This window comes from Aeromonas sp. FDAARGOS 1415 (assembly GCF_019048365.1).
Lineage (GTDB): Bacteria > Pseudomonadota > Gammaproteobacteria > Enterobacterales > Aeromonadaceae > Aeromonas > Aeromonas taiwanensis.
Genome location: NZ_CP077363.1, coordinates 344158 through 359692 on the forward strand (window position 1 = coordinate 344158; position 15535 = coordinate 359692).

Consider the following 15535-nt stretch of genomic DNA (forward strand, 5'->3'; position numbering starts at 1 on the left):
CATCTACCCTGCACGGTTCAACGCGCCCGGGCAAGTTTTACTTGCATCACATCGTCAAATCCCTTAATGGTTATGGCGTTACATTCAGGACACTCTCATGCACACACTATTCTTCTTTGTTTTCTCGTTTACTCGGCCCTCATGAGGGAAGGCCCGTCGTCACGTGAACCATTCGCGTAAACAGAAACCAAAGACGAATCGAGCCTCCCCAGCGGAGGCTTTTTTTTGCACAACACACAACAGAAGAATTGGATAGGGAACCACCATGGCAACGCTCGACGAGATCAGACACGACATCACCCAGTTGGATCAGGAGCTGCTCGCCCTGCTGGCCAAGCGCAAGACCCTCAGCATCGAGGTCGCCCGTGCCAAGCAGGCCAACCCCCGCCCCATCCGTGACACCCAGCGCGAGCAGGATCTGCTGGTCGCCCTGATCCAGAAGGGACGCGCCCTCGGACTGGATGCCCAGTACATCACCCGCATCTACCACACCATCATCGAAGACTCCGTGCTCTCCCAGCAGGCCTACCTGCAGAGCCTGCTGAACCCCCAGCAGCAGGAGCCCATGACCAGCGTCGCCTACCTGGGCCCACGTGGTTCCTACTCCAGCCTGGCCGCCCGCAAGTACCTGGCCCGCTACAAGGATCAGGTGATCGAGGTGAACTGCCAGAACTTCCGCGAGGTGCTGGACACCGTGGAGTCTGGCCGCGCCGCCTTCGGGGTGCTGCCCATCGAGAACACCAGCTCGGGCTCCATCAACGAGGTGTATGACGTGATGCAGCACACCACCCTCTCCATCGTGGGTGAGCTCACCTACCCCATCGAGCACTGCATCCTGACCGCCGTGCCCACCGAGCTGTCTCGCATCAAGACCTTCTACGCCCATCCCCAGGTGTTCCAGCAGTGCTCCCATTACCTCAGCAAGCTGGAAGGGGCGCGCCACGAGATCTGCGACTCCTCCTCCAGCGCCATGATGAAGGTGAAGGAGCTGGCAAGCCCAGAGGCGGCGGCCATCGGCAGCGCCGCCGGCGGCGAGCTCTATGGCCTCGACGTGCTGGCCGAGCAGCTCGCGAACCAGAAGGAGAACTACAGCCGCTTCATCGTGGTGGCGCGCAAGCCCATCGACGTGGCGCCCCAGATCCCGGCCAAGACCACCCTCATCATGTCCACCTCCCAGAAGCCGGGCTCCCTGGTGGAAGCGCTCCTGGTGCTGCGCAGCCACGAGATCAACATGACCAAGCTGGAATCCCGTCCGGTGCAGGGCAACCCCTGGGAAGAGATGTTCTACCTGGACGTCTCCGCCAACCTGCAAAATCCGGAGATGCAGGCCGCCCTGCTGGAGCTGACCAAGATCACCCGCTACATCAAGGTGCTCGGCTGCTACCCGAGTGAAGACGTCAAGCCGACCGCCGTGCCGCCGGTGCTGATGGGCAGCTGATCCGCCAAGGTTGGCCGGCCTGGGTATCTGCCGGCCAATACCGCCCATGAAAAAGGCGACCCTGCGGGGTCGCCTTTTTGTCGTCCATTCGCCTCAACGCTTCGACGTCAGAACTGGCCCGCCATCAGCTGGTTCAGGTGATAGAGGTTACGGGTATCAAGCTCCAGCTCGGTGGCATAGGTGTTGCCGCGGGGGTAGGTCGCCACCACGCGGGCGCCGCGCACCATGCCGGCCACCGACACGTCCAGGGAGTTGGAAGTCTGGGTCAAGTCCCGGTAGCTGCTCTGGCCGCGCACCTGCTGGCCGTTGAGCTGCTCGGCCAGCTCCCGGTAGGCATCCATCTTGGAGGCGCGAATGGCCTGCAGCATCTTCTCGGACTGGGAGGGACCGGGCTGGATGTCGATCACCGCATAGCCCACCGCCTTGAGCACGGGGAAGTCATCGGGCTTCTCGGCCACGTCGTAGTTCACGACCCGGTTGCCGCTGCACGCCGTCAGCAACATGGCCATCAGGCAACCCAACAAGATTTTCATCGCTGTTTACTCCTCAGGGGGTCAGGTTGACCAGATGGCCGGACGGGCTCTGGCCCCCCCGCATCAGGTAACCGCGGTTGATGGAAGCCCGGCCAAAGGAGTTGCTGGCGCCGGACAGATACTGTTTCGGGATCAGGCTCTGGGCCGTGGTCTCCACCATTCGGGTGCGCAGATCGATGATGCGGGCGTTGACCAGGATCCCCTGCTGGTTGCGGCTGAAGGTGCCGGTCAGGATGCGGGAGATGGGCAGACGGGACGAAAGGTCCTTGTAGTTGCGGCTCATCACGAAGTCACCCTGGGGGGTCACCTGGATGTTACCCGTGGTCTTGAAGTCCACCACCACCTCGCCGCGCCGGTTCAGCTCGTAGATGAAGCTCTCCTCGATCTGCTGACCCATCCAGTTGGTGTCCTTCAGGGTGTCGAGGTCGACGAAAGACGCGACCGCAATGGGCTCGGTCAAGGTAGTGAGGGACTTGCGCTCCATCAGCTGATCCGTCATGCGGGCCACCAGCCAGTTGAGCTCCATCCCCTTCGCCGCCTGGCGAGGATCCCCCTGATCCCGCTTGATGGGGTCGGTCGACCCGCAACCGGCCAATGCCAGCGCTATCGCCAGCACAGTGATAACTCTCTTCATGGATACCTTTCCTGCATCTGCACCTGACCTGTTATCGGTCGCAAACGCCAACACTTGAGACGGGAATGCACACAGGATCGCGCGAGGATCCGCCCAGTCCCCCTCCTGCCGCCCCAGGCCGGTGGGACGAAGAGGATCCCCGCATCCCAGGAACAAGGCATGGATCTTGCTTTTATTTGTCTGCCCGGTGCGCGTCGGGCTGTGTCCAGGATCCCCTGCCCGCCTCATCGCGGCCCCGGGGCCATCTATTCAAGGTGTCCGTCATGAAAGTATCGCTGCTGTTAACCCTGCTGCTGGCCAGCCTGTCGGCCCGGGCCGAGCTTATCGAAGCCCAGGGCAGTGCCGCCATCCTGGGGGGTGACGAGGTCTATGCCCGCGAACAGGCGACCCGGGATGCGCTGCGCCAGGCTCTGCTATCCAGCGGGGCATCCGTCTCCAGCATCCAGCGCCTGGAAAATGGCAGCCTGCGCTCGGAGCAGATCCAGATCCGCTCTGGCGGCGACATCCGCCAATACCGCCTCAAGCGTGAAGAGGTGCGCAATGGCCGCATGTACATCACGCTGGTGGCCGACATCCAGGCCGAGCGCCAGATCTGCCAGACCCAGCACTACGCCAAGGATTTGACGCTGGTCCGCCTGCGCATGCGCTACCCGGATCAGGCGAGCACCGGCGCCCTGGACGACATGCCCGCCGATCTCTCCCGCCGCCTGTTCGAGACCCTGGCCGCCACGCCCCAGGTGGTCGCCCGACAGTGGCTCGACGAAAACCTGCGCATCGACCCCCTCCATCTGCAGCAGGGGGATCGCAGCGCCCTCGAGGAGATCAAGGCCCTGAGCCTGCGCACCGACAGCCAGTACCTGGTGCTTGGCAGCATCGACGATCTCTCCCTCGAGCCCCAGGGCAACGCCCTGACCAGCTGGTACGAGGATCCCTTGCGCAATTTTCGCATGCAGCTCTACCTGTTTGACGGCATCAACGGCACCCTGCTCGGCCGCAAGGAGTACCAGGGGCGCGCCAACTGGACCTTCTCCAAGCGGGAGCAGGTCGGCAGCAGCGGCGGCCTGTTCTGGCAGTCGAGCTACGGCCAGGAGGTGAGCTACCAGCTGAAGGAGGCGGCCCAGGACATCGTCGCCGAACTCGCCTGCGCCCCCGTGACCGCCAGGATCGTAGCCCAGCACGAGCGCGGTCCCCACATCAACCTGGGTCGTCGCAACGGCGTCAAGCTCGGCGACCAGTTCCGCATCCAGCACAGCGCCGACTTCGTCGACCCCTATGGCAAGTCCCGGGTGATGCGCAATCCCGCCGACGGTCTGTTCGAGGTGGTCCAGGTGTTCGAGGATGGCGCCGTCATCAGCAGCCAGAACAAATATTCGCCGTTCAACGTCCAAATCGGTGATTTGGCCGTATTGGAATAGGAATCAAGGGTTTAAAAGCACAAGGCTTCTTGTATAATGCCCGCCACAAGGTTCCCGTAGCTCAGCAGGATAGAGCGGTCCCCTCCTAAGGGACAGGCCACTGGTTCGACTCCAGTCGGGAACGCCATACAAAACAAGGGGTTGGCATCGTCATGGTGCCAACCCCTTGATCATTCTCGTCTCTTCTCATCCGCCAGCCAGTCCCCTGTGGGGTTCAGATCAGCCCTCGCCTACTAATGGCATTCGAGGCAAGGCTTCCCCCCTTTCACGTTGAATCCCATGGCCCCCTGAACGCCGCCCAACCTCTCCAGTCCCGCGTCCCCTTTTACTCCCGGCGAGCCGCCGCCGTCTACCCTTGAAGGGCGCCGTCCGGGATGACGGCCACTCTCTATCCGTTTGAGACACAAGAAGGACATCATGGGCAGCAAAAAAAAATCCAGGGCTGAACAGCCGGTTGTGACCGAGGCGCAGAAGCCCCTTGGCAACAAGGTATACGAGAAGGAGCTGCGCCGCCTGCACGAGGAGCTGGTGAAGCTGCAGCTGTGGGTGGTGCACAAGGGGCTCAAGGTCTGCATCGTGTTCGAGGGGCGCGACGGGGCCGGCAAGGGGGGCACCATCAAGGCGATCACCGAGCGGGTCAGCCCGCGGGTATTTCGGGTCGTCGCGCTGCCGGCCCCCACCGAGCGGGAGAAGAGCCAGCTCTACTTCCAGCGCTACATCCCCCACCTGCCGGCGGCGGGCGAGATCGTCATCTTCGATCGCAGCTGGTACAACCGGGCCGGCGTGGAGCGCGTCATGGGCTTTTGCAGCGAGGAGGCGAGCGACAAGTTTCTGGCTGGTGCCCCCATGGTGGAGAAGGCCCTGGTCGACTCGGGCATCATAGTGCTGAAGTACTGGCTGGAGGTGACCCCTGAGGAGCAGGAGCGGCGGCTGCGGGATCGCATCGACGACGGCCGCAAGGTCTGGAAGCTCTCCCCCATGGACATCAAGTCCTTCGATCGCTGGGATGACTACACCCGGGCGCGGGATGCCATGTTCAACGCCACCGACACCGCCTGGGCCCCCTGGTTCGTGGCCCGCTCGGAGGACAAGAAGCGGGTACGCCTCAACATCATTTCCCACCTGCTGGCCCACATTCCCTACGAGACACTGCCGGTCGAGCCGGTCAAGCTGCCCAAGCGCAAGATTGGCAAGGTCAAGCCATCGGAACATCCGCTGCGCATCATTCCGGAGCGCTTCTAGGCAAGGGGGGCGGGCCCCGGCGCGCCCCTCATCTGTTGATACTGGCGGATGGCGGCCCTGGCATTGAACAGCATGCGGCTGTCCCCCATCCGGGCAGCCAGGCCGCTGCGGCGCACGTTTTCGAGCACCCCGGGATTGAGCCCGGCCAGCCAGAGGGTAACCCCCTTGGCGCTGGCCTGCCGCTCCCCTTCCTTCAGCACCATCAGGGCCGAATACTCCACGTCCAGCACCCGGCTCATGTCGAGCACCACCACTTCGGGCTGATGGGTCGCGATCAGTTCGCGCATCCTCGCCGCCACATGCTGCACATTGATGAAGAAGAGGCGCCCCTCCGGCCGCAGGATCAGCAGGCCCGGGACCGTCTCGTCCTCCGGGTGGCGCGCCGAGAGCGGGCGCAGCACATCCTCCCCGGGCTTGCGGCCAATCACATGGACAGGCGGATGCGCGGTCTGGCTCGCCAACCCCAGCAGGGAGGCCAGGATCGCCACCACTATGCCCTGCAGGGTACCGAACAGCAGCACCCCCAGGCAGGCGGTGACGGCCCAGCGAAATTCCATCATGCGGATCTGCCCTATCTTGCGAAATTCCAACGGCTGGATGAGCCCCACCGAGTAAACGATGACCACCACCGCCAGGGTGGCGCTCGGCAGCCAGGAGAGCAGCGGGGCGAGGAAGATCATGGTCGCCAGCGCCATCCCGGCGGTGACGGCACTGGCCAGCTGGCTCATGCCACCGACGGCGCGCACCACCGCCGTCTGGGAGGTGCCGCCCCCCGCCGGCATGCTGCCGCAGAAGGCGCCCCCGAGATTCGCCAGCCCGGTAGCCACCAGCTCCCGATTCGGATTGATCTCGGGCTCCTCCTTGCCCACGAAGGCCCGCCCGGCCGCGATGGTCTCGGTGAAGCTCATCAGCGCGATCCCCGCCGCCCCCGGCAGCAACTGCATGACCAGGGTCGGATCCGGCATCGTCAGGCCGGGCAGCCCGGTGGGGATGGCCCCGACGATGGCGACGCCCGCCTCGTTCAGGCCAAGGCCCCACACCAGGGCGATGCCGATCCCCACCCCCAGCAGGGGGGCGGGGGAGTGCGGAAAGCGCCGCTCCATGAACACCAGTACCGCCAGGGTGGCGAGGGCCACCCCCAGTGTCAGCCAGGAGGTCTGGGGCAACGCCTGGCCGAGGTGATAGAGATCCAGGAAGAAGTTCTCCTTCTGGATGTGCACCCCGAACAGCTTGGGCAGCTGGTCGAGGATGATGACCAGACCTATGCCGCTCTTGAACCCCACCAGCACCGGCAGGGAGATGAAGTTCGCGATGAAGCCGAGCCGCAACGCGGCCGCCAGCATCAGCATGGCCCCCACCAGCAGGGTCAGGGTGGTCGTCACCGTCAGCAGCCGGCCGGGATCGCCGTCCGGCACCACCAGTGCGAGCTGGGTGGCGGTCAGGATAGCCAGGGTACTGGTGGAGCTGACGCTGAGCACCCGGGAGGAGCCCAGCAGGGCATAGATCACCATGGGCACGAACGCGGTGTAGAGGCCGATCGCCACCGGCAGCCCCGCCACGGTGGCATAGGCCATGGCTTTGGGCAGCACCACGGCCGCTGCGGTGACACCGGCCAGCAGATCGGACAGGAGGCGCCCCGGCGCCGACGCAAGTGATGACATTTAAATCCTCCATGAACCCGGGACCGTCCTGACGCGGCGAACCGGCCTGCCAGATCCCCGCGTTCGTCGTGATGACCTCCTGAAGTGTATGCTGGGCGTGATGCAATCGCTTGTTGCGCCTGACGTTTTGTCACTCCCTTCCCCTATACTTCAGCGACGTTCAGACCAGACCCGAGAGAGGAGAAACGTCGTGTTGCGACTGCTTGTCCTGCTGCTGTTCTGCCTGGTGCTCCCGGTGCGGGCGCTGACCCTGACCACGGTGGCAGGGGATCTGCGCCACCCCTGGGGGCTCGCGCTTCTCCCCGATGGCGGTTACCTCATTAGCGAGCGCCCGGGCCGCCTGCTGCACATCGACGCCAGCGGCAAGCGCCACCAGGTCTCCGGCCTGCAGCCCCTCGCCGCCACGGGTCAGGGGGGGCTGCTCGATCTCGCCCTGGACGGCGATGGCTGGGTGTATCTCAGCTACAGCGAACCGGGGGACGGGGGGGCAGGCACCGCCGTGGCTCGGGCCCGGCTGCAAAAAGAGGCTCTCGTCGACTGGCAACTGCTGTTTCGCCAGCAACCCAAGGTGGCCGGTGGCGCCCACTTCGGCTCCCGCCTGGTACTGACCGAGGATGGCTATCTCTTCATCACCCTCGGCGATCGCTACAGCGAGCGGGAGCGGGCCCAGACCCTCGACAACCACCTCGGCAAGACGGTGCGCCTGCACAAGGATGGCCGGGTGCCCGCCGACAACCCCTTCGTCACGACGCCGGGGGCCCTGCCGGAGATCTGGAGCCTGGGCCACCGCAACATGCAGGGGGCCACCCTGCGCCCGGGCAGCCAGCAGCTCTGGGCCCACGAGCACGGCCCCCAGGGCGGGGATGAAGTGAACCTCATCCTGCCCGGCCACAACTACGGCTGGCCCAAGGTGACCTTCGGCGAGGAGTATGGGGGCGGCAAGATTGGCGTGGGCCAGAGCGCACCCGGCCTGACGGCGCCGCGCTGGATCTGGGTGCCCTCCATCGCCCCCTCGGGCATGACCTTTTATCAGGGAACCCTGTTCAAGGGGTGGCAGGGGGACTTGCTGGTCGGCGCCCTGCGCGGCCAGGCCCTGTTGCGCCTGCGCCTGGACGGGGACACCATAGTGTCACAGGAGCGACTGTTGACCGATCTGGGGGAGCGGATCCGTACCGTCAAGGAGGGGCCTGACGGTGCCCTCTATCTGCTGACGGACTCAGGCAACGGGCGCCTGCTCAAACTGACCCCATAGCATGGGAGGAAGAGAAATGAACGCGCATCGAATGCTGCTGGTGCTCTGCGCCAGCCTCTGGCTGCTGGGCTGCAACACCATTCACGGGATGGGACGAGACATCGAGAAGGCGGGTGAGGTGATCCAGGGCTCCGCCAACCTGACGGACGAGCAAGACACCGGCCGGCACTGATCCCGCCCCTGGCGATCAGGGGTCGCCACGGGCGACCCTGCCACTCATTCGCCGCTTGCCACCAGGCTGGCCAGCGGCGCCATGGTCACCCTGACCCCATGCTGGGCCAGCACCTCGCGGGCACTCTGGGGCAGCTGCTCGTCGGTGATCACCTGATCGATCGCATCCCAGCCCACCACGTTGAAGGTCCCCACCTTGCCATATTTGGACGAATCGCAGATGAGAATGCGGCTCGCCGCCGACTCCACCACGGCCCGCTTCACCGGCACCTTCTGCTCGCTCGGGGTGGAGATCCCCTGCCCGTCCCAGGAGGAGGCGGACAGGAAGGCGATGTCCAGATGGAGGTTACGCAGGAAGTGGGCGGTGGCCTCCCCGGCGCAGGACTGGTTCTCGCGAATGACCTGGCCCCCGGTGTGATAGAGGCGGCAGCGGCCGTGCTCGATGAGGTAGGCGCACACCATGAAGTCGTTGGTCACTATCATCAGGTCTTCCCGCAGCGCCAGCTCCCGGGCCAGCTCCAGGGAGGTGGTGCCGGCATCCAGATAGACGGTACTCCCTTCGCTCACCTGGGCGGCGGCGAGCCGGGCGATGGCCAGCTTGGCCCCCTGCATCAGGCTGCGCTTGGCGGCGTGGGAGGGCTCGCTCTTGATCCGCTGGGAGAGGCTGACCCCGCCCGAGACGGACAGAACCCGCCCCTGCTCCTCCAGCTTCTGGATGTCACGCCGGATGGTCATGTGGGAGACCTGCAGCCAGTCGGTCAGCTCCACTATGCTGACCACGCCGCGCTCGGCGAGCAGTTGCAGGATACGTTGCTGTCGCTCTACGGGAATCATCTTGCCTCGCACCTCGGGGAAGGGAGGCCCCATTCTACCCCAGTGAGATGGTAAAAAATGATAAATAACCTCGAATGGGCTCACAAATCACATTTATTCACACAAAAGGCATCATTTTTCGATTCAAAAGAATCTCAACTCGAACAAATAACAAAAATTAACACCAGTTGAGTTATTTTTTGTGACATGCGCCTGATATTTCACCGCCACAAGCCTCTACTATCGGCTCATCAGTCGTTATCGAGGAATCACGAGATGAGCACTCCCTATCATGTTGCCGTCATCGGCCTGGGCGCCATGGGCATGGGCGCCGCCCGCTCCTGCCTGCGGGCCGGGCTCACCACCTACGGCATCGATCTCAATGCAGAGGCCCGCAACCAGCTGCAACAGGCCGGTGCCGCCGCCGTCATGGCCGATGCCCGCCCCCTGGCGGAGACGCTCGATGCGGTGTTGCTGCTGGTGGTCAACGCCGTTCAGGTGCGCCGCATCCTGCTCGGCGACGAGGGGCTGGCCCGTCACCTGAAGCCGGGCACCGCCATCATGGTCTCCTCCACCATCGCCGCCGAGGAGGCGAGCACCCTGGCCGCCGAGCTGGCGCAGATGGGGTTGCCGATGCTGGATGCGCCGGTCTCCGGCGGCGCCATCAAGGCCGATGCCGGCGAGATGACGGTGATGGCCGCAGGCTCAGACGCCGCCTTCGACAAGCTGGCCCCGGTGCTGGATGCGGTGGCCGGCAAGCTCTACCGGGTCGGCAGCGAACCGGGCCAGGGCAGCACAGTCAAGATCATCCACCAGCTGCTGGCCGGGGTGCACATAGCCGTCGCCGCCGAGGCCATGGCCCTGGCCAGCCGGGCCGGCGTATCCCTGGATCTCATGTATGACGTGGTCACCCATGCCGCCGGCAACTCCTGGATGTTTGAAAACCGCATGCCCCGGGTGCTGACCGGTGACTACCAGGCCCGCTCCGCGGTGGACATCTTCGTCAAGGATCTCACCCTGGTGGCGGACACCGCGAAGGCGCTGCGCTTCCCGCTGCCGCTCGCGAGCACGGCGCTGAACATGTTCCTCGGCGCCAGCAACGCGGGCCACGGCCTGGAAGATGACAGCGCCGTCATCAAGATCTTCTCAGGCATCACCCTGCCGGGTCAGGAGGAGCAAGCATGAAACTCGGAGTCATCGCAGACGACTTCACCGGCGCCACCGACATCGCCGGTTTCCTGGTGGAGAACGGCCTCTCCACCATCCAGTTTGCCGGCATCCCGGTTGAGGCGGATCTGACCGGGGTCGACGCCGTGGTGATCAGCCTCAAGAGCCGCTCCTGCCCCGCAGGCGAAGCGGTACGCGACTCCCTGGCGGCCCTCGACTGGCTCAAGGCCCGCGGCTGCCCCCGCATCTACCAGAAGTACTGCTCCACCTTCGACAGCACGGCGGCGGGCAATATCGGCCCCGTCACCGACGCCCTGCTGGCGGCGCTGGAGAGCAAGTTCACCCTGATCTGCCCGGCTCTGCCGGTCAACGGTCGCACCGTCTATCAGGGCAACCTCTTCGTCGGCACCCAGCCGCTGGCCGAGTCCGGCATGCGCCACCACCCCATCACCCCCATGACCGACAGCAACCTGCTGCGGCTGATGGAGGGGCAGGCCGAAGGTCGCGCCGGCCTGGTGCCGTTCGCCACCATAGCGCAGGGTGCCACCGCCATTGCCGACGCCTTCGAGCAACTGGCAAAGGCGGGCGTGCGCTACGCCGTGGTCGACACCCTGACCGAGCAGCACCTGCTGGACATCGCCACCGCCGCCCTCGACATGCCCCTGGTGACCGGCGGATCCGGCCTCGCCATCGGCCTGGCCCGTCAGCTTGGCAGCGGCGATCTGCAGGGTGCCCGCGAAGCGGGCTGGCCCAGAGGCACCCGCGCTGCGGTGCTGTCGGGCTCCTGCTCCGAGATGACCAACCGTCAGGTGGCCCGCTATCGCCAGCATGCTCCTGCCCTGGCGCTGGATGTGGTGCGCTGCCTCGAAGAGGCCGACTACCCGGCCGAGCTGGCGCGCTGGGTACTGGACCAGCCCCGGACCCCGGCGCCGCTCGTCTACGCCACCACCAGCCCGGTTGAGCTGGCCCGCATTCAGGAGACCCACGGCCAGCAGGCGGCCAGCGACGCGGTGGAACACTGCTTTGGCCGCCTCGCCTGCCTGCTGCAGGAAGCCGGGGTGGATCGCTTCATCATCGCCGGTGGCGAGACCTCGAGCCGGGTCACCCAGGCCCTCGGCGTGAAGGCGTTCCACATAGGCCCGCAGATCGCCCCCGGTGTGCCCTGGGTGCGGGCCATCGACGCCCCTCTGTCGCTGGCCCTCAAGTCCGGCAATTTCGGGAGCGACGACTTCTTCGACCAGGCTCAGGAGTACTTCCATGACTGAACAGGCACTGCGCGACACCATGGTGATGCTGGGGGCCTCCCTCTTCCAGCGCGGTTATGCCACCGGAGGCGCCGGCAACCTCTCCGCCCTGCTGCCGGACGGCACCCTGATCGCCACCCCGACCGGCTCCTGCCTGGGACGTCTGAGCGCCGACAGGCTCTCCCACGTCAACCTGCAGGGGGAACACCTGGGGGGAGATCGCCCCTCCAAGGAGGTGGCCTTCCACCTCGCCATCTACCACAACAATCCGGACTGCCGGGCCGTGGTGCACCTGCACTGCACCCACCTGACCGCCCTCTCCTGTCTGGAGGGGCTGGATCCGGCCAACGTCATCCGTCCCTTCACCCCCTACTACGTGATGCGGGTCGGCCAGTTGCCGCTCATCCCCTACTACAAACCGGGGGATGCCCGCATCGCCGAGGAGCTGGGGCGCCGCGCCCCCGAAGGCAACGCCTTCCTGCTGGCCAACCACGGTCCCGTGGTAACGGGCAAGGATCTGGTGGATGCGGTCAACAACATGGAAGAGCTGGAGGAGACGGCGCGCCTGGCACTGATGCTCCATGGCCAGTCCATCCGCTACCTGAGCGAACCCGAAATTGATGAATTGAGGAGGATGAAACCATGAGCAAGTTTGCCGCCAATCTCACCATGCTGTTTACCGAGGTGCCGTTCCTCGAGCGCTTCGCCGCCGCCCGCGACGCAGGCTTCGAGGCGGTGGAGTTTCTGTTCCCCTACGAGTGGCCGGCCGCCGAACTGGGCCGCCGCTTGCGCGAGCAGGGGCTCTCCCAGGCCCTGTTCAACATGCCGCCGGGCAACTGGGGCGCGGGGGAGCGCGGCATGGCCGCCATCCCGGGGCGGGAAGCGGAGTTTCGCGGCCACCTGCCAACCGTGCGTGACTACGCCCTGGCGCTCGGCTGCACCAAGGTGCACGCCATGAGCGGCATCGTGGACCCCTCTTACAGCCTCTCGGCCCACCGCCAGACCCTGATCGACAACATCCGCTTCGCCGCCGACTTCCTGGCCGAAGACGGCATCAAGGTACTGCTCGAGCCGCTCAACGATCGGGATGTCCCCGGCTACTTCCTGGCCCACCAGCTCGACGCCCTGGCCCTGGTGCAGGAAATAGACAGACCCAACGTGGGGGTGCAGCTCGACCTCTACCACGCCCAGATCATGGACGGGGATCTCACCCGTCTCATCGGCAAGCTGGGCCAGGCCATCGGCCATGTCCAGATCGCCTCGGTACCGGATCGCCACGAACCGGACGAGGGGGAGATCGCCTACCCGCACCTGTTCAAGGTGCTGGCGCAGGCGGGCTACCACGACTGGATAGGCTGCGAATACAACCCCAGAGCCGGCACCCGGGAAGGGCTGGGCTGGCTGACACAACAATAACGACCCTGAACATGAACGAGTCTGAGGATAACAAGATGCAGATCATCATCACCGGCGGCGGTGGCTTCCTGGGCCAGAAACTGGCCCGGGCCCTGCTGCAAGGCCCCCACCCCTTCACCGAGCTGCTGCTGGTGGACATCCAGCAGCCGCAATCCCCCCTGCCGGACCCCAGGGTTCGCTGCCTGCGGGCCGACCTCACCGAACCCGGTGTCGCCGAGTCCCTCATCAGCGAGCGGACCGCCGTGGTCTACCACCTGGCCGCCATCGTCAGCAGCCACGCGGAGCAGGACTTCGATCTGGGCTGGAAGGTCAACCTGGACACCACCCGCACCCTGCTGGAGGCGTGCCGCCATGCCCGCCCCGGCATCCGCTTCGTCTTCACCAGCTCCCTCGCCGTCTATGGCGGCCCGCTGCCGGAGCTGGTGAACGACGGCACAGCCCTGACCCCCACCTCCTCCTACGGTGCCCAGAAGGCCATGGGGGAACTGCTGGTCAACGACTACAGCCGCAAGGGCTTCGTCGACGGTCTGGCATTGCGCCTGCCCACCATCTGCGTGCGCCCGGGCAAGCCGAACCGCGCCGCCTCCTCCTTTGTCAGCAGCATCATCCGCGAGCCGCTGCAAGGGGAGAGCGCCCTCTGCCCGGTGAGCCCGGATCTGCGCCTCTGGCTCTCCAGCCCCGCCACCGTGGTCGCGAACTTCCTGCTGGCGGCCAGGCTTCCCGCCACCGGTGACGCCCGCAGCATCAACCTGCCCGGCATCAGCGTGACCGTCGGCGAGATGCTGGAGGCCCTCGCCAGAGTCGGGGGGCAGGTGGCTCTGGATCGGGTGCAGTTTGCCGCCGATCCGGCCATCGAGCGCATCGTGGCCAGCTGGCCGGGACGCATCGACAACCAGCGGGCCTGCGCCCTCGGCTTCGCGGCAGACAGGACGTTTGCCGACATCATCGACAGTTTCATCACCCATGACATGCAGGAGGCATCATGAGCGACATCCCTACCCCCATCATCGGTCTCATCATCGCGGTCTTCGTGCTGGTGTTTCTGGTCATCCGTACCCGGGTGCACGCCCTGATCGCCATGCTGGCGGCGGCCTGCATCGCCGGGATCACCGGCGGCATGACCATCGACAAGACCCTCACCGTGATCACCCAGGGCTTTGGCTCCACCCTTGGCAGCATCGGCATCGTCATCGGCCTCGGGGTCATGATGGGTCGCCTGCTTGAGGTCTCCGGCGCCGCCGAACAGATCGCCTACAGCTTCATCAAGTGGCTCGGCAAGCGCCGCGAGGAGTGGGCTCTGGCCATCACGGGCTACATCGTCAGCATCCCCATCTTCGTGGACTCCGCCTTCGTCATCCTCTATCCGGTTGCCAAGGCGCTGGCAAAAAGCGGCAAGCGCTCCCTGCTCACCCTGGGAGTGGCGCTCGCGGGCGGCCTGGTGGTGACCCACCACACGGTGCCGCCGACCCCGGGCCCGCTCGGTGTCGCCGGCCTGTTTGGCGTGGACATCGGCGCCATGCTGCTGACCGGCATGGCCCTGGCCATCCCCTGCGTGCTCGGCATCGTCTTCTACGCTCAGTGGCTCGACAAGAAGTACCCCGAGTTCGGCGCCCAGGCTGCCCAGACCCCGGACGAGCTGCAGGCCACCTACGAGCAGTACATCAAGGAGAAGGAGGGCAAGACCCTGCCGAGCCTGACCCTGTCGCTGCTGCCGATCCTGGTGCCCATCGTGCTCATCTTCGTGAAGGCCATCTTCACCACCCTGGCCACCCTGGAGGGCATGGACGGCTTGATGGCGAATCCTCTGGTGCAGGGCGTCAACTTCATCGGCACCCCCATCATAGCGCTGGCCATCAGCGTGCTGCTGGCGGTCTATACCCTGGTGCCGCACATGGACAGGCACGCCACCGCCGCCCGCCTGGAAGAGGGGTTGCAATCCGCCGGCATCATACTGCTGGTGACCGGTGCCGGCGGGGCGCTGGGGGCCGTGCTGCGCGACAGCGGCGCGGGCCAGCAACTGGCCGAGCAGATCGCCCAGTTGCCCATCTCCCCCATCCTCATTCCCTTCATCGTGGCGACCTTGGTACGCCTCATCCAGGGGTCCGGCACCGTGGCCATGGTGACGGCGGCCTCCATCTCCGCCCCCATACTGGCGCAGATCCCCGGGGTCAACATGCTGCTGGCCGCCCAGGCCGCCACCATGGGGTCGCTCTTCTTCGGTTACTTCAACGACAGCCTGTTCTGGGTGGTCAACCGCATGATGGGCATCTCGGACGTGAAGCAGCAGATGATCGTCTGGTCCATCCCGACCACCATCGCCTGGGCCATCGGCGGTACCGGCGTCGCCCTGCTGAACCTGATGTTCGGCTCAGGCGGCACCTGGTTCGACCCCGTGCTGCCGCTGCTGGTGCTGGCGCTCATCGTCTGGTACGTCAAGGGGCAGTCCCTGGCTCCGGTGGCCGACGCCATCCCGAGCCGGGAGTCATAATCCCGGGCGCCACGGCAACGCTGTGTGACGAGGGCCAGTCTGCTAGACTGGCCCTCTTTTT

Annotated in this window: 15 protein-coding genes, 1 tRNA gene and 1 other annotated feature; of the genes, 12 read left to right on the forward strand and 4 right to left on the reverse strand. The window is 65.5% G+C overall.

The window, feature by feature from the left end:
* The first annotated feature begins 93 nt into the window (after positions 1-93).
* Positions 94-227: a sequence feature (Phe leader region), on the forward strand.
* Positions 228-265: 38 nt separating this feature from the next.
* On the forward strand, positions 266-1438 hold the full coding sequence (gene pheA / locus I6L45_RS01625) for a prephenate dehydratase (protein WP_043758512.1): 1173 nt from the start codon (positions 266-268) through the stop codon (positions 1436-1438).
* A gap of 107 nt (positions 1439-1545) precedes the next feature.
* On the opposite strand, the gene I6L45_RS01630 is transcribed toward pheA, so the two are convergent.
* Both I6L45_RS01630 and I6L45_RS01635 read right to left on the reverse strand, forming a co-directional pair.
* Positions 1546-1971, reverse strand: a complete 426-nt coding sequence (locus I6L45_RS01630; protein WP_134696891.1) for an LPP20 family lipoprotein — start codon at positions 1969-1971, stop codon at positions 1546-1548.
* A gap of 13 nt (positions 1972-1984) precedes the next feature.
* Positions 1985-2605, reverse strand: a complete 621-nt coding sequence (locus I6L45_RS01635) for a FlgO family outer membrane protein (protein WP_043758507.1) — start codon at positions 2603-2605, stop codon at positions 1985-1987.
* Positions 2606-2868: 263 nt separating this feature from the next.
* On the opposite strand from I6L45_RS01635, the gene I6L45_RS01640 reads away from it, so the two are divergent.
* The 3 genes from I6L45_RS01640 (at position 2869) to ppk2 (ending at position 5262) form a co-directional block, all read left to right on the forward strand.
* Entirely contained in the window at positions 2869-4020 is a 1152-nt protein-coding gene (locus I6L45_RS01640) for a flagellar assembly protein FlgT (protein ID WP_216983268.1), read from the forward strand.
* A 50-nt stretch (positions 4021-4070) separates the two neighbouring features.
* Positions 4071-4147 (forward strand) — tRNA-Arg (locus tag I6L45_RS01645).
* Positions 4148-4437: 290 nt separating this feature from the next.
* Positions 4438-5262 (forward strand): polyphosphate kinase 2, encoded by an 825-nt coding sequence (gene ppk2, locus I6L45_RS01650; protein ID WP_216983269.1) that lies wholly within the window; start codon positions 4438-4440, stop codon positions 5260-5262.
* On the opposite strand, the gene I6L45_RS01655 is transcribed toward ppk2, so the two are convergent.
* On the reverse strand, positions 5259-6923 hold the full coding sequence (locus I6L45_RS01655; protein WP_216983270.1) for a SulP family inorganic anion transporter: 1665 nt from the start codon (positions 6921-6923) through the stop codon (positions 5259-5261). The two genes, ppk2 and I6L45_RS01655, sit on opposite strands and share 4 nt — an antisense overlap.
* 190 nt (positions 6924-7113) lie before the next feature.
* Here I6L45_RS01655 and I6L45_RS01660 point away from each other — a divergent pair, with 190 nt between their 5' ends.
* Both I6L45_RS01660 and I6L45_RS01665 read left to right on the forward strand, forming a co-directional pair.
* A complete protein-coding gene (locus tag I6L45_RS01660) occupies positions 7114-8175 on the forward strand; it encodes a PQQ-dependent sugar dehydrogenase (RefSeq protein ID WP_216983271.1) in 1062 nt (353 codons plus the stop codon).
* Positions 8176-8191: 16 nt separating this feature from the next.
* A complete protein-coding gene (locus I6L45_RS01665) occupies positions 8192-8347 on the forward strand; it encodes an entericidin A/B family lipoprotein (RefSeq protein WP_081843622.1) in 156 nt (51 codons plus the stop codon).
* Between the two features lie 44 nt (positions 8348-8391).
* On the opposite strand, the gene I6L45_RS01670 is transcribed toward I6L45_RS01665, so the two are convergent.
* Positions 8392-9180, reverse strand: a complete 789-nt coding sequence (locus I6L45_RS01670) for a DeoR/GlpR family DNA-binding transcription regulator (RefSeq protein ID WP_043758499.1) — start codon at positions 9178-9180, stop codon at positions 8392-8394.
* Positions 9181-9435: 255 nt separating this feature from the next.
* Between I6L45_RS01670 and ltnD the strand changes: the two genes are divergently transcribed.
* The 6 genes from ltnD to I6L45_RS01700 are packed head-to-tail and all read left to right on the forward strand — an operon-like array spanning position 9436 to position 15474.
* On the forward strand, positions 9436-10344 hold the full coding sequence (ltnD, locus tag I6L45_RS01675; RefSeq protein WP_216983272.1) for an L-threonate dehydrogenase: 909 nt from the start codon (positions 9436-9438) through the stop codon (positions 10342-10344).
* The gene (gene otnK / locus I6L45_RS01680; RefSeq protein WP_216983273.1) at positions 10341-11591 is read left to right on the forward strand and encodes a 3-oxo-tetronate kinase; all 1251 of its coding nucleotides are present in this window, start codon (positions 10341-10343) and stop codon (positions 11589-11591) included. Before ltnD ends, otnK begins: the two co-directional genes overlap by 4 nt.
* A complete protein-coding gene (locus I6L45_RS01685; RefSeq protein WP_043758491.1) occupies positions 11584-12216 on the forward strand; it encodes an aldolase in 633 nt (210 codons plus the stop codon). Before otnK ends, I6L45_RS01685 begins: the two co-directional genes overlap by 8 nt.
* Positions 12213-12986 carry a 2-oxo-tetronate isomerase gene (gene otnI / locus I6L45_RS01690; protein ID WP_216983274.1) on the forward strand — a complete coding sequence of 258 codons (774 nt, stop codon included), beginning with the start codon at positions 12213-12215 and terminating at the stop codon, positions 12984-12986. The genes I6L45_RS01685 and otnI overlap by 4 nt, the downstream gene beginning before the upstream one ends.
* 35 nt (positions 12987-13021) lie before the next feature.
* Positions 13022-13972 carry a D-erythronate dehydrogenase gene (gene denD, locus I6L45_RS01695; RefSeq protein ID WP_216983275.1) on the forward strand — a complete coding sequence of 317 codons (951 nt, stop codon included), beginning with the start codon at positions 13022-13024 and terminating at the stop codon, positions 13970-13972.
* Positions 13969-15474, forward strand: coding sequence for a GntP family permease (locus I6L45_RS01700; protein ID WP_134695433.1), 1506 nt, complete (start codon positions 13969-13971; stop codon positions 15472-15474). The genes denD and I6L45_RS01700 overlap by 4 nt, the downstream gene beginning before the upstream one ends.
* Positions 15475-15535 lie beyond the last annotated feature (61 nt).

Coding starts and splice junctions, on each gene's coding strand:
- denD (WP_216983275.1), top strand. CDS start 13,022: ATGCAGATCATCATCACCGGCGGCGGTGGCTTCCTGGGCCAGAAACTG.
- otnK (WP_216983273.1), top strand. CDS start 10,341: ATGAAACTCGGAGTCATCGCAGACGACTTCACCGGCGCCACCGACATC.
- I6L45_RS01630 (WP_134696891.1), bottom strand. CDS start 1,971: ATGAAAATCTTGTTGGGTTGCCTGATGGCCATGTTGCTGACGGCGTGC.
- I6L45_RS01665 (WP_081843622.1), top strand. CDS start 8,192: ATGAACGCGCATCGAATGCTGCTGGTGCTCTGCGCCAGCCTCTGGCTG.
- I6L45_RS01700 (WP_134695433.1), top strand. CDS start 13,969: ATGAGCGACATCCCTACCCCCATCATCGGTCTCATCATCGCGGTCTTC.
- ltnD (WP_216983272.1), top strand. CDS start 9,436: ATGAGCACTCCCTATCATGTTGCCGTCATCGGCCTGGGCGCCATGGGC.
- I6L45_RS01635 (WP_043758507.1), bottom strand. CDS start 2,605: ATGAAGAGAGTTATCACTGTGCTGGCGATAGCGCTGGCATTGGCCGGT.
- I6L45_RS01670 (WP_043758499.1), bottom strand. CDS start 9,180: ATGATTCCCGTAGAGCGACAGCAACGTATCCTGCAACTGCTCGCCGAG.
- ppk2 (WP_216983269.1), top strand. CDS start 4,438: ATGGGCAGCAAAAAAAAATCCAGGGCTGAACAGCCGGTTGTGACCGAG.
- I6L45_RS01640 (WP_216983268.1), top strand. CDS start 2,869: ATGAAAGTATCGCTGCTGTTAACCCTGCTGCTGGCCAGCCTGTCGGCC.
- I6L45_RS01655 (WP_216983270.1), bottom strand. CDS start 6,923: ATGTCATCACTTGCGTCGGCGCCGGGGCGCCTCCTGTCCGATCTGCTG.
- I6L45_RS01685 (WP_043758491.1), top strand. CDS start 11,584: ATGACTGAACAGGCACTGCGCGACACCATGGTGATGCTGGGGGCCTCC.
- otnI (WP_216983274.1), top strand. CDS start 12,213: ATGAGCAAGTTTGCCGCCAATCTCACCATGCTGTTTACCGAGGTGCCG.
- pheA (WP_043758512.1), top strand. CDS start 266: ATGGCAACGCTCGACGAGATCAGACACGACATCACCCAGTTGGATCAG.